The 12,836-nt window shown below is 70.9% G+C and carries 13 protein-coding genes; 5 read left to right on the top strand and 8 right to left on the bottom strand.

The features are described from left to right. Positions 1-167: 167 nt before the first annotated feature. Entirely contained in the window at positions 168-812 is a 645-nt protein-coding gene (locus ACIQZO_RS05880; protein ID WP_403620661.1) for a hypothetical protein, read from the bottom strand. Positions 813-1,500: 688 nt separating this feature from the next. Here ACIQZO_RS05880 and ACIQZO_RS05875 point away from each other — a divergent pair. Next, positions 1,501-1,668 carry a hypothetical protein gene (locus ACIQZO_RS05875; RefSeq protein WP_403620658.1) on the top strand — a complete coding sequence of 56 codons (168 nt, stop codon included), beginning with the start codon at positions 1,501-1,503 and terminating at the stop codon, positions 1,666-1,668. Here ACIQZO_RS05875 and ACIQZO_RS05870 read toward each other — a convergent pair. After that, on the bottom strand, positions 1,641-1,958 hold the full coding sequence (locus ACIQZO_RS05870; RefSeq protein ID WP_403620655.1) for a DUF2087 domain-containing protein: 318 nt from the start codon (positions 1,956-1,958) through the stop codon (positions 1,641-1,643). The two genes, ACIQZO_RS05875 and ACIQZO_RS05870, sit on opposite strands and share 28 nt — an antisense overlap. Before the next feature lie 144 nt (positions 1,959-2,102). Here ACIQZO_RS05870 and ACIQZO_RS05865 point away from each other — a divergent pair, with 144 nt between their 5' ends. Continuing rightward, complete coding sequence (locus ACIQZO_RS05865) at positions 2,103-4,853, top strand: penicillin acylase family protein (protein WP_403620652.1); 2,751 nt, start codon at positions 2,103-2,105, stop codon at positions 4,851-4,853. A gap of 76 nt (positions 4,854-4,929) precedes the next feature. Here ACIQZO_RS05865 and ACIQZO_RS05860 read toward each other — a convergent pair whose 3' ends face one another. The 6 genes from ACIQZO_RS05860 to ACIQZO_RS05835 form a co-directional block, all read right to left on the bottom strand. Next, positions 4,930-5,580: a hypothetical protein gene (locus tag ACIQZO_RS05860; RefSeq protein WP_403620649.1), complete on the bottom strand. Its 651-nt coding sequence runs from the start codon at positions 5,578-5,580 to the stop codon at positions 4,930-4,932. After that, positions 5,577-6,056: a DUF6114 domain-containing protein gene (locus ACIQZO_RS05855; RefSeq protein WP_403620646.1), complete on the bottom strand. Its 480-nt coding sequence runs from the start codon at positions 6,054-6,056 to the stop codon at positions 5,577-5,579. The genes ACIQZO_RS05860 and ACIQZO_RS05855 overlap by 4 nt, the downstream gene beginning before the upstream one ends. Beyond that, positions 6,047-6,706, bottom strand: a complete 660-nt coding sequence (locus tag ACIQZO_RS05850; protein WP_403620643.1) for a DUF6230 family protein — start codon at positions 6,704-6,706, stop codon at positions 6,047-6,049. The genes ACIQZO_RS05855 and ACIQZO_RS05850 overlap by 10 nt, the downstream gene beginning before the upstream one ends. 108 nt (positions 6,707-6,814) lie before the next feature. Further along, the gene (locus tag ACIQZO_RS05845) at positions 6,815-7,621 is read right to left on the bottom strand and encodes a MerR family transcriptional regulator (RefSeq protein ID WP_403620640.1); all 807 of its coding nucleotides are present in this window, start codon (positions 7,619-7,621) and stop codon (positions 6,815-6,817) included. 65 nt (positions 7,622-7,686) lie between these two features. Next, entirely contained in the window at positions 7,687-8,889 is a 1,203-nt protein-coding gene (locus tag ACIQZO_RS05840; protein WP_403620637.1) for a methyltransferase, read from the bottom strand. Between the two features lie 61 nt (positions 8,890-8,950). Further along, positions 8,951-9,301: a tetratricopeptide repeat protein gene (locus ACIQZO_RS05835; RefSeq protein ID WP_403620634.1), complete on the bottom strand. Its 351-nt coding sequence runs from the start codon at positions 9,299-9,301 to the stop codon at positions 8,951-8,953. Positions 9,302-9,406: 105 nt separating this feature from the next. On the opposite strand from ACIQZO_RS05835, the gene ACIQZO_RS05830 reads away from it, so the two are divergent. The 3 genes from ACIQZO_RS05830 to ACIQZO_RS05820 all read left to right on the top strand — a co-directional run bounded on the left by ACIQZO_RS05830 (position 9,407) and on the right by ACIQZO_RS05820 (position 12,835). Beyond that, on the top strand, positions 9,407-10,372 hold the full coding sequence (locus ACIQZO_RS05830; protein WP_403620631.1) for a pirin family protein: 966 nt from the start codon (positions 9,407-9,409) through the stop codon (positions 10,370-10,372). 1,003 nt (positions 10,373-11,375) lie between these two features. After that, the gene (locus tag ACIQZO_RS05825) at positions 11,376-11,894 is read left to right on the top strand and encodes a hypothetical protein (protein WP_403620628.1); all 519 of its coding nucleotides are present in this window, start codon (positions 11,376-11,378) and stop codon (positions 11,892-11,894) included. Beyond that, positions 11,891-12,835, top strand: a complete 945-nt coding sequence (locus ACIQZO_RS05820; protein WP_403620625.1) for a hypothetical protein — start codon at positions 11,891-11,893, stop codon at positions 12,833-12,835. Before ACIQZO_RS05825 ends, ACIQZO_RS05820 begins: the two co-directional genes overlap by 4 nt. Position 12,836 lies beyond the last annotated feature (1 nt).

Raw genomic sequence — 12,836 nt, 5'->3', positions numbered from 1 at the left:
GCCCCGCACCGGGCGTGCAACGGGGCACCGGCGATGATGGCGTCGACCAGGAACACCAGAACCCGGTCGCTGGCTCTGCCTGGGGCCTCCACTCTATGCACCATCGGGTGGGGGGAGCGCGCTAGCTCGTGCGGACCCAGGTGTGGCAGCGGAACTGCAGGATCGTGTCAGCCCCCGCCGCCGGTCGAGCCGCCGTAGCCGATGCCCGACCACCGGGACTCCACGCGGCGTTGGACGACCAGGCCCACCTGGACGGCGGAGGGGGCGAGTGTCTGCTGGAGTTGCTCGTAGAGGGGGGTGGTGTCGGTTGTCCACGGGAGGTGCGGCATGGGCCGGATCAGGCGGCCGTTCTTCAGGAGCACGTGCAGGGTGTTCTTGGCGGACACCGGCTTCCGGTGGGTCTCGTGCGACTCGATGACAGAGTGGTCGATCCAGATCTGCTGTACGTCGGTGAGTGGCCTCGGGTGGTCCGTGCGGGAGCCCCGGACGAGGGTCATGGTGTCCGGGGCTCCCGCGGGCGAGAACCGCAACCGGGTCACGTTCCGGAAGGCCCCGTACAAGACCACGAACGTGTTGACGACGAGTCCCAAGGCGGCGGCGATCCCGACCGCAGCCCAGATCCGGCCGGGCCGCTGGTCGAGGATCGTGGCCATGACCGCATAGACCGGCGTGCCGTAGAGGGCGCCGGCTGCGAGCGACCCGAAGGCCTCCCCGGGCCAGCGCTTGGCGGCGAACATGAGCGGCCGGACGTCCTCGCATAGCACCACGTCGACCACGGCGGGGTCCGAACGGTCGATCCACACGCTGTTCATGACACAACGTTAGGGCGGCGTGACTCGTTGGGGAAGAGCATGTGCGGCGCCAGGCGGTCCGGACACGATGCGCAGCCCTTCTCCGACGGCGATGAACGCCCCATCGCCTGACCTCTGGCTTTCCCAACGCAGTGGCGTGCGTCCCTGCGAGCTCGCGGGCTGAGGGAGCTCCCGGTGCGATATGCGGCGCAACGCATGGCCAGGCCTCCCCACTGCTGAGCCGGTTGATGCATTGTTCAACGGCGTTCCGCTGCTTGTAGGCCGTGCTGCGGGACCGGGCGAATGGTCCTCGGCCCGGCCCCGGTTCCGGCGGTGACCGACCCGGTGACCGACCCGGTGAGCGGGCAGGGGAATGACAGAATGGAGGTCGTGCCGACGTAGGCGCCACGACTCCGGCGAGGAACTCGTTCACGGCGCCGCCCTGGAGCGCATCCTGCGGGAGCTCGGCCAACCACCGCACACGCAGGATGCGGCCAGGCCCGGCGAGTGCTCCTTGAGCTGGCGGTCATCCCCGTGTGTGCGGGGATGGCCTCAGAGCTGACGCCATGCCGAGTGGTGTATCGCCTCCGCCCGTAGACTCGTCCGACACGAAGCCGTTGTCCGTGATGGCGGGGAGCGCCACCCCCTGACCGCCTTCCGGTGCGGGCACGCCCACACCGCCGCGGCCACCACCTTCGCGGGCCGGCCGGTGCCGGTCGCGCCCGGGGTGGTCTCCCCCCTCGGGCTGCCGTGGGAGGCGCCGGCCGGGTCCTCCGAGCACGTCCACCTCGACGAGCCGCCGGCCGTGGCCCTCCATGTGATCGGTGACGACGGCCGGCTGACCACGCACTACCGGGTGGTCGTCGACCGCCGGTAGGCGCGGCCGTCACGGGTGCGTGTGAGCAGTCCCGAGGTGATGAGGTAGCGCCGCAGCGCCGAGCAGTCCTCGTGCACGGTGCGCAGGGCGTCGTTCACCTCGGGTTCCGTGTAGTCCCGGTCGACCGCGAAGAGGGTCTCGGCGAGGTGGACGAGCAACTGCTCGCGCCGGGCGGTCCTGCGCGGGATCGCGACGATGCGGCCGCCGGAGAAGAGGTCCGACACGTCGCGCCGCGTCGGGCTCGGGGCGGGTGCGTGCGAAGGCTGGTGGTGATCCGTGCTGTCAGACATGTCCGCGAGCCTTGTCCGTCCACTCCGGCGGGGCAACGCATTTTCCTTGCCGGGCGAAAAAGTGACGGTCGTTCATCTTACTGATCGGTAGTCGCGTCAGTACCCTCCCCGTGACCGGTTCCTGCCCCCCACGGAGGAGCACGTATGCGACGTCCCACCGCACGCATGAGAACCGCCGTCGCCGCCGGGCTGATCGCCCTCGGCGCCGCCCTGCTCTCCCCCCTCGCCCCCGCGGCCGCCGCCGACGACCCCGTGCCGCTCCCCACCGCCGACTACTGCGGCGGTCAGTGCTCGGACATCCTGCCGCCCGGCCAGAACGGGAACGCGACCCTAGCCCAGATCCTCCTGCACAAGGCCTTCGGCACCATGCCCGCCCACGCCTCCGACCAACTGGCGCGCTACGACTCGCTGGTGGCCGGATACCCCGGCCTCACCGATGCCAAGGTCAACGACTTCTTCAACAACGCCTCCTTCGGAGTCCCCGCCGACCAGGTCGAGTCCACCACGAGCCCGCGCCCCGACGTCACCATCACCCGTGACAAGAAGACGGGCGTTCCCCACGTCAAGGGCACCACGCGCTACGGCACTTCCTTCGGCGCGGGATACGCCGCCGCCCAGGACCGCCTCTGGCAGATGGACCTCTTCCGGCACGTCGGCCGCGGCGACCTGACCCCCTTCGCGGGCGGCGCCCTCGCCAACCAGGGCCTGGAGCAGCAGTTCTGGCCGCAGGCCCCGTACGCCGAGGCCGACCTCCAGGCCCAGGTGGACCGGATCCGCACCACCGAGGGCGAGCGCGGGCGGCTCGCCATGGAGGACGCCCAGGCGTACGCCGACGGGATCAACCTCTACCGCACCCAGTCCAAGAACGGCCGCTACTTCCCCGGCGAGTACGTCCTGACCGGGCACATCGACTCCATTACCAACGCCGGTGAGATCAAGCCCTTCAAGACCACCGACCTGATCGCCCTCGCCTCGGTCGTCGGCGGACTCTTCGGCGGCGGGGGAGGCGGCGAGGTCCAGGCCGCGCTGTCCCTGCTGGCCGCCCAGCAGAAGTACGGCCTGGAGGAGGGCACCCGGGTCTGGGAGTCCTTCCGCCAGCGCAACGACCCCGAGGCCGTTCTCACCGTCCACGACGGCACGAGCTTCCCGTACGCCCAGAAGCCCGCGAACCCCCAGGGCGCCGCGCTCCCGGACGGCGGATCGGTTGTGGCCGAACAGCTCGTGTACGACCGCAGCGGCGCGGCGACCGCCAAGGAGGCCGCCGACCCGCCGAAGCCGGTCAAGCAGAGCATGTCCAACGCCCTGCTCGTCTCCGGCGCCCACACCGCGAGCGGCCATCCGGTGGCCGTGTTCGGTCCGCAGACCGGCTATCTCGCACCCCAGCTCCTCATGCTGCAGGAGCTCCAGGGCCCCGGCATCAGCGCCCGCGGCGCCTCCTTCGCGGGCGTCAGCATGTACGTCCAGCTCGGCCGTGGCCAGGACTACGCCTGGAGCGCCACCTCCGCCGGGCAGGACATCACCGACACCTTCGCCGTGGAGCTGTGCGAACCGGGCGGGCAGACCCCCACCAGGTCCAGTGCGCACTACCTGTTCCGAGGCACATGCACGCCCATGGAGAAGCTGGAGCGCACCAACGCCTGGAAGAAGTCCGTCGCCGACCCGACCCCCGACGGCTCCTACCGCATGCAGGTGTGGCGCACGCACTACGGCATCGTCACCCACCGGGCCACCGTCGCGGGCAAGCCCGTCGCCTACACCGCGCTGCGCTCCACCTACCGCCACGAGGCCGACTCGATCATCGGCTTCCAGATGCTGAACGACCCCTCGTACGTCAAGGACGCCCGCACCTTCCAGCAGGCCGCGCAGCACATCGGCTACGCCTTCAACTGGTTCTACGCCGACTCGCGCGAAGCGGCGTACTACAACAGCGGATCGAACCCGGTCAGGGCGGCCGGAGTCGACGCCTCGCTGCCCGTGCACGCCCGCCCGCAGTACGAGTGGCAGGGCTTCGACCCGGCCGCCAACACCGCGGCCTACACCCCGCCCGCCGAGCACCCGCAGTCCATCGGGCAGGACTACTACATCAGTTGGAACAACAAGCAGGCCAAGGACTACGGGGCGGCCGGCTTCGGGATGGGCGCCGTCCACCGCGGTGACCTCCTCGACCGCCGCGTCAAGCAGCTGGTCACGGCGGGCGGGGTGACCCGGGCGAAGCTGACCCGGGTCATGGCCGAAGCCGCGGTCACCGACCTGCGCGCCGAGAACCTGCTGCCCGAGCTGCTCGCCGTACTGCGCAGCGCACCGGTCACCGATCCGGCGCTGACCGCGGCCATCGACAAGCTGGCCGCCTGGCAGGCGAGCGGCGCCCAGCGCAAGGAGACCGCCCAGGGTTCGAGGACTTACGCGCACGCCGATGCCGTCCGGATCATGGACGCCTGGTGGCCGCTGCTGATCGAGGCCGAGTTCAAGCCCGGTCTCGGGGCCCCCCTCTACGACGCCCTGCGTGCCTCACTGAGCGTCGACGAAGCGCCCAACGCGGGCCACGGCCCCACCGGTTCGCACGCCGGATCTGCCTTCCAGTACGGCTGGTGGGGCTACGCCGACGAGGACCTGCGCATGGTGCTCGGCCGGCCCGTCGCCGATCCGCCGTCCCAGGTCTACTGCGGGGGCGGCTCCCTCCCCGCATGCCGGGACGCCGTCGCCGCCACGCTCAAGCAGGCGGCGGCCGCCACTCCCTCGGCCGTGTACCCGGCCGACGGGACCTGCGCGGCCGGCAACCAGTGGTGCGCCGACTCGATCGTCCAGCGCCCGGTCGGCGGGCTCGCCCACCCGCAGATCAACTGGCAGAACCGGCCCACCTACCAGCAGGTGACGGAGTTCGCCGCGCACCGCTGACGGAGCGGGGCGCACAGCGGCCCGCCGGATCCCGGACTTCTCCGGGACCCGGCGGGCCGGGGGCCGATCGGGCGGGTCAGGGACCGACGGTGATCTGCTGCGCCGGGTCGGTCGTGTCGGTCACTTTGTAGACCGCGTTGAAGATGGACGCGGTCGCGCTCGTCGGGCAGCCGAAGCCGCCGGTGACCGTGACCGGTACGGAGACGTTCGTGAAGGTCAGGGTCGCCGGAGACCCGTTGGCCCAGGTGCCGCCGACGTTCGCCGGGGCCGTGGGGGCGGCGGTGACCGTACAGGAGGCGAGCCCGCTCGTCTGGACCACCAGGCCGCCGACCGGCAGACCCATGGTGGCGGTGATCGGGGCGCCGTTCTGCATCGACACCGACCAGGCGCCGCTGGTGGTGACCGTGGGCGTCACTCCCCACATGCTCGAGGTGCACGAGCTGTACGTGGGCGCCGAGATCGGCGAGGACACCGGCCCGGCCGGGTTGTTGTTGCCGGGAGCCCCCGGCACGCTGCCGGTGGCGACGGAGACCGTACAGGTCACGGTGACCGAACCGGCCTTGAAGGTGGCCTTCCCGCTGAGGGTGGCCTTGAACGCGTGCCCGGCCGGGGTGACGGTGGTCGACCCGGCCAGCGGTAAGGGCGCGGCGGAGGCGGTGACCGAGGCGAGCGTGATGGCTCCGGCGACGGCCGTCCCGAGGGCGAGCGCGGTGCGCGTACGGCTCATGGCTGTGCTCCTTGGGGATCGTGGTGCGGGGTGGGGGGAGGGGGTACGGGAGAGGGCGAGGGAGGGGGTGAGGCCTTGGCGGACTCCGCTGTCCCGGTAGTTCCGGCCTTTCCCGTGCGTCGGTCCGCGTGCGGCTGCCAGGCGAACATCAGGCCGCCGCCGAGGATGCCCAGCAGGGTGCCGATCAGGAACCCGCCGAGGTTCGACAGGACCAGAGCGGCAGTGGCGATCAGGGTGGTGAGGACGCCCGCGAGAGAACGCTGAGGGGGAGAGAACCAGGCGGTGAGCCCGAGCACGATCATCACGATCCCCATCAGGACGGACGGGATCCCCGCCACGCCCTGCTGGAGCATGATCTTCAGCGGTGCCAGCGGCAGGACGCAGATCCACGACCCGGCCAGGACCGCGAACAGTCCGCCCCAGAAGGGTCTGCTGCGCCGCCACCGCTGCCAGCGCCGCCGCAGGCTCAGAAGCATTCCTTCTTGCCCTTGCTGACGCTCATGCTGAGCCCGGAGAGCTTGAAGGTGCCGGCGTTCGTCGCCCACGCCGTCTGCTGGAGATCGGTGATGGTGACCGTGTCGGCCTGTTGGGCGAAGAGGTCCTGCATCCCCTGGGCCTCGGCCGGACCCTTGTCGAGGGTGGAGGCGTCGCGTCCGATCTCGATGTTGCTGAAGACGGCGTCGCCCGAGAGCTGGGTCGCGTCGACGAAGAGGTTGCTCGCCTCGACCGGGGACTTGCTGCCGGCGGTGAGGTTGAGCGAGATATCCCCGATCATCGGGAGCGAGGTGACCACGGACTGGCAGAGGCTGTGCAGCTTGGCCTCCCGGATGGCGGTGACGGCCACCGGGATGAGCTCGTTGCGGGCGTTGACGTCGACGCTGCCGTACTGGGCGAAGCCCTCGCCCTCCAAGCTGCTGGCCGACACCTTGAACTGCTGTCCCGACACGGCGAACGAGGCGGCGAGCACGCCCTGCGCGAGGGCGATGCCGAGGCCGGCGGTCACGGCGACGGCGGGGATGGTCAGGACGGCGAACCGGCGCCAGCGGACGCGGCCGGAAGCATCGTCGGACGGGTGGGGCGGGTGGGGCGGGTTGGACGGGTCGGATAAATGGGGAGAACCGGTCATGAGAACGTCCCTTATTTTCGGCTGTGCACCGTTGTTACCGACGAGTTGAATGTAAGAGTGCCAATGGGGGTTGGCAAGGTTGTGCGAGTGCACCCTTTGAGCCGACTCCTACTGCTCCGTACGCAGCAGTTCGGCGACTTCCGCATCCACCCGCCAGGCCATCGCCCGCGCGAACTCCGAGGTCACCACCTCACCGGCCACCGGCCGCAGGGCCGCCACCGCCGCCGTGATGTGCTGAAGCTGTGTGGCCGAAAGCTGTTCCAGGCCCTCCAAGTCCTCCAGGCCCGCCGCGTCGATCACGTAGCGCCGGAACAGCCCCACGAACCGGTCCGCGACCGCCGCGGCCTGCGCCTGTACGAACTCCCCGGCATCCAGGATCTCGGCGAGCGGCACCCCCTGCCGCACCAGAGTCAGCGTCGCCTCCAGCAAGCGGCGGTTCGGGTAGGTGACCAGGTCCCCGTCGATCGTCACGTAGCCGAGCTCGGCGGCCCGCCGGGTGTCCGCGGCGGTCGCCTCCGGGCCGAACAGCTCCCGCAGCTCGCGGCGGGACAGCGTCACCGGCTCCTCCTGGACCCAGTCGCGGGTCATCTCCCGTTCCAGGCCAAGCAGTCGGGACAGGCCGCCGCCCTCCTCCCACGCGTGCAGCAGCTCGGAGATGCCGTTGACCGTGTAGCCGCGGCCCAGCAGATCGCTGATCAGGCGCAACCGGGTCAGGTGGTCGTCCGAGTACCAGGCGATCCGGCCCTCCCGGCGGGGCGGCGGCAGCAGCCCGCGCTCCTGGTAGTAGCGCAGGTTGCGCACCTTGACGCCGGCCGCCCGGGCCACGTCCTCCCGGCGGTAGCGCCCGCCACCGTTTCCGCCGTCGCTTCCCTCGCCGCTTCCGTCACCGTTTCCGACCTCCACCTGGCTGCTCACGCGCCAGAGTGTAGGACGCCCCGGCTACGACCGGGAGGTGCCCCCGGGCAGGGCGCACGGGCAGGTCACATGGGTCGCGGACGATCCTGCTTGACGGCGCGAAGGACCACGAACTTCGGTTCGCTCGCGACGACTTCGCTGTTGCCGAAGAGCCGGCGCAGATGGGTGTGGTAGCCCATGTGCCGGTTGGCGACGATCCACAGCTCGCCGCCCGGCCGCAGTACCTTGCGCGACTGCGCGAACATCCGCAGGGCCGTCGCGTCGGTCGTGGCCTGGTGGGAGTGGAAGGGGGGGTTGCTCAGCACCAGGTCCACGGAGGCGGGGGAGAGCATCGCGACGCCGTCACCGACGTGGAACTCGGCGGTCCGCCGGCCCTCGCGGACGTTCGCCCGGTAGGTCTCGCGCGCCGAGGCGAGCGCCTGGTAGGACTCGTCGGTGAACACGACCTCGGCGTCCGGATCGTGCACCTGGACGGCCGTTCCCACGACGCCGTTCCCGCAGCCCAGGTCCACGACGCGGGCCCCGTCGGTGTTGGTCGGGAGGTTCTGCAGGAAGAAGCGGGTGCCGACGTCGAGCCGGTCGGCGCAGAAGATCCCGGCATGGTTGACGACGGACAGGCCCGAGGCCGAGCCGGCGTCCGCGTCCACCGTGTACGTCAGCGGCCACGGCCCGGCGGAGGCGGGACGGGTCGCCCCGGGGGTGCCGGGCGTGCAGAAGATCAGCCGGGCCTTCTTCTCCGCGAGCGAGGTCTTCGTAGGACCGAGGATCTTCTCGAAGAGGCGCAGCGTGGAGGTGTGGATCTCCTTGACCATGCCGGCGCCCACGACGACCGTGCCCGCGTGCACGTGCGGCGCCAGCCGGTACAGCTGGTCCTCCAGCAATGCCAGGCTCTTGGGTACGCGCACCAGCAGGACGTCGATCCGCTCGGGCGGCGGGTCCTGCGTCGTCAGCAGGGTCACCGTCGACTTGGACGTCCCGATGCCGGCCCGGTCCAGGTTCGCGGCCGTGGCGGCGCGGGTCAGGGCGGAGTCGGTGATCTGCGTCGGGCGGTAGGCGGCGAGCGCCGTCGTCAGCGTCCCCCAGCGGTCCCCGAGCACCGTGATCTGGCCGGCGGCGGCCAGATCCACCGGACCGCGCTCCCCGGTACCGGAGTCGAGGTGGTGCAGCAGGTACTCGTCGGCCGCGTCCCAGGCACGGAGCCGGTCGCGCGGGTCCTCGGGGAAGCGGGTGAGCTCGTAGGAGCCGAAGGGTGTGGTGAGGCGGTTCATATGGGCCCCAGGCTATCCGAGCCGGAGGCCCGACCCCGCACACACGGGGCCGGGCGGCGCACTACTCGGGGAACTCGCCCGCCATCGCGGCCGCCATCCGCAGGTGGGGACGGGCCTCGGCGGCCCGGCCCAGGCGCTCAAGGGTGCGACCGAGCATCAGCTGCGCGTAGTCCTCCACCGGCCAGCGCTCCAGGATGGCGCGCAGCTCGAGCTCGGTGCGGGAGAGCTGCGCGGAGTGGTAGTAGGCGCGGGCCAGCAGCAGCCGGGGGGCCAGCTGCTCGGGGGTCTCGCCCGCCAGCCCGTCCAGGATGCGGGCGGCCGTCGCGTACTCCTTCGCGTCGAAGAAGAGCTGGGCGCGCGCCCAGCGCTCGGCTGTCGTCCCGTGCTCGAAGTACGTCGTCGGCGCGTTCATCGCGTCCCTTCCGCCGTTCAGGTGGTCCGTCCGCTGCCTCCAACACGCCCTGGCCGTGGAACATTCCGCTCTCCGGCGCCGCCGCCGCGGGGCTAGGTTGTCCACATGAGCAATCTCGATCGCCAGCCCGCTCTCTCCGCCTGCGGCGGCCGTGGCTTCGTCGTGGCCGAACCGGTGCGCGAGCTCCTCAGCCCGCGCACGGTCAAGCTCGGGGAGTCCACCGAGGTCCGCCGACTCCTGCCGAACCTGGGCCGCCGCATGGTGGGCGCCTGGTGCTTCGTGGACCACTACGGCCCGGACGACATCGCCGACGAGCCCGGCATGCAGGTCGCTCCGCACCCGCACTCCGGCCTCCAGACGGTGAGCTGGCTCCACGAGGGCGAGGTGCTGCACCGCGACAGCGTCGGCAGCCTCGAGACGATCCGACCCCGCGAACTGGGCCTGATGACTTCCGGCCACGGCATCAGCCACTCGGAGGAGAGCCCGCGCCCGCACGCCCGCCTCCTGCACGGCGCCCAGCTGTGGGTGGCCCTGCCGGACGCCCACCGCGACGTGGAACCCCACTTCCAGCACCACGCGGACCTCCCGCGGGTAACGGCCCCGGGCCTGACGGCGACGGTCATCCTGGGCACCCTGGACACGGCGACCTCCCCGGGCACGGCGTACACCCCGATCGTGGGCGCGGACCTGACCCTGGCGGCGGGCACCGAGACCAGGCTCCCCCTGGACCCGGACTTCGAGTACGCGGTCCTGTCGATGTCGGGCGAGGCCCACGTCGACGGCGTCCCGGTCCTCCCGGGCTCGATGCTCTACCTGGGCTGCGGCCGCACCGAACTCCCCCTGCGGGCAACCTCGGACACGAGCCTGATGCTCCTGGGCGGCGAGCCGTTCGAGGAGGAGATCGTGATGTTCTGGAACTGGATCGGACGGTCACACGATGATATCGCGCAGGCCCGCGAAGACTGGATGAATGGGTCCCGCTACGGCGAGGTAAAGGGCTACGACGGCCCTCCGATTCCGGCCCCGCAACTGCCCCCGGCTCACCTGAAGCCCAGGGGGAGGGTGCGCTGAACTGCCATTTTGCGTGGACTCGGGCTGGGTGCGGTGCACGCACCCAGCCCTCCGCTTTTGGCGCCGGAGAAGTGGGTGGCGTGCGCGGTGCAGCAGCAGCAGCAGGAGCGGGTGGCGGAGTCTCATGTGTCGCAGCCTGTAATCAACTCTGGTCGGACGGATGCTGACCTTTTGCTGACTTTACTGTTAAATCTGGACGGGTTGTGTTGAGCCACCTCGCCCGCAAGGCGCAGTGACGGCAGTCGCTGCGCCGTCGGCTCCTGCGATCTGGACGGCTGACCTGGCCGAGGTGCGTGTGATCCGTCGCTGAAGTGCATCCGCGGGTACACGGACGACCTTGTGTACAAGTGACAGCCCCTTGTTGGTGCGACCCTCCGCCAAAGGGCCTCGGGAGGTCGCGTGTGTGCTCGTGGCGCTGTTTCCCGGGGGCGGCCCTCTCTGCCCGCGTTCTCTGGACCGCGCACGGAAACGTACGGGGCGTCGGCCTCCCGCTCGACGGGTCGGCCCGGGGGTATCGGTTCCCCCTCGAGGCTCCTGTGGGCGGGCTGTCGCGGTCCGCGATCTCTGGACCGCGCACGGAAACGTACGGGGCGTCGGCCTCCCGCTCGACGGGTCGGCCCGGGGGCATCGGTTCCCCCTCGAGGCTCCTGTGGGCGGGCTGTCGCGGTCCGCGAGGTTCCCGCCCGAGCGGCGCGTGCGCAGGGAGTCCGCAGGATGAATTCTGCCCCTGCATGGCGGCCGGGGTGACGAACCCGGTGGCAAAGGTGACTGGCTGGCTGCGGCTTCGCGTGACGCGTATGTGCCCGGGCGGGCCGCCGAGGCGGTGGCCGTGGCGGCCACGTGGCCGAACGCACCGATGGGCCAGAGGTGTTCAGTCGCATGATCACACTTTGAGAGCGGCGCGGCGGTAGTGGATCTTACGAACCCTTTACATATGTTTGCGGCGATTTGCCCGATACATGAATGTGTGTTCGCTCTGTGTTCGGAAAGGTTCGTGCCTCGCATGACACGTATCGCCGTATCCCGCACGATCGCCGCGCTCGCAGTGGCCGTCGCCGCTGCCGCCGCCTGCGCGGTCGCAGTCCCCGACGCCCCGGCCTTCGCCGCCGTGCGCGCCTTTGACGACCCGCCGCCCGCCGAGGAGCCGTGCCCCGGCGGCGAGCCCAAGCCGTGCGCGGCCTCCCCGGAGGACCGGAAGGAGGTCGAGGACCAGAAGGAGCAGGTGGAGAAGGAGGAGGCGAAGGCGAAGGAGGACATCGCCGCCGCCAAGGACCAGGCCACGAAGTGCGCGCCCACCTCCAAGCAGTGCATGAGCGACCTCGCCGGCGACGGCAAGGAGCAGAAGGAGGGCATGGCCAAGGCGCAGGAGCAGCTGGACGCGGTCCACCCCGCGCCCGCGGACAACGCGGCCACTGTGATGGACGGTGCGTGCGAGGCCTTCGCCGCCGAGCTGCCCGCCGCTCTGACGTCCGCTGCCGACCCTGCCGAACTGACGCGCGTCTGCGAGCTGATGAACCCGTGACGACCATGAACCGCCCCCTGCGCGCTCTGGGCGCCGCCGCCGTCGTCCTCGCCCTCACCGCTCCCGCGACGACCGCCTCCGCCGCCGCGGCCACCGACCCCGGCCGGACCGCCTCCGCCGCGCAGGCCTTCAACGGCGACAAGCCGCTGACGTCGGTGAAGGAGGTGAGCGACTACTGCGCCGCGCACGCCGGCGACTGCCGTTTCAAGGTCGACCGGGTGGCGTCCAGCGAGTACCACACGACGGTGAAATCGTTGGGCAACGCGGTCGTCAACTGCACCAAGGAGGACATCAAGGTCACCCGGCAGGTCTCCCTCCAGATCTCCGCCTCCGACAACCTCGGCGGGGAGATCACCGGCCAGATCACCGCAGAGGGCCAGCTGAACGCCACCGGCTCGGTCACTGCCGGGGTGAGCGGCGAGGCCGGCGGCACCTTCAAGACCCCGGACCAGGAGAAGGGCCCCAACGCCGAGGCCACCGCGAAGGGAGGCGCCAACGGCAGCGGCACCATCGGCGGCTCCGTCACCCTGCGCGCCGCCTTCGAGGGCGCCTTCAAGCTGTCGTACTCCAAGTCCTGGAACACCCAGCAGACCGAGTCCACCTCCTACGAGGTCGTCGTCAAACCCGGTGACGCCCTCATGTTCGGCGCCAGCGCCGCGATGCAGCGGGTCGCCGGAAGCGTCTCCACCGGCAGCGGACTCGGCGTGCGCAACGTCTTCGTCGACGGCCCCTCCAGCGTCAACACGACCACCTTCGTCGCCGACACCTTCACCGTCCCCGGCAACACCTGCCTCAAGCTGCGCCCCGCCGGCAAGACCGGCCTGGAGGACACCACCACCACACCCCCCACCACCCGGGCCGCCGCCGTACCGGCCACCACACAGCTGCCCAAGGGATCGCGCCTGAAGCAGCGCGTCGAACTCGACGGGAAGCCCTCATGAC

Source organism: Streptomyces sp. NPDC097617 (genome assembly GCF_044761485.1).
Taxonomy (GTDB): domain Bacteria; phylum Actinomycetota; class Actinomycetes; order Streptomycetales; family Streptomycetaceae; genus Streptomyces.
The sequence above is the reverse complement of the archived record's forward strand: the minus strand, read 5'-3'. Positions and strand labels throughout refer to the sequence as shown.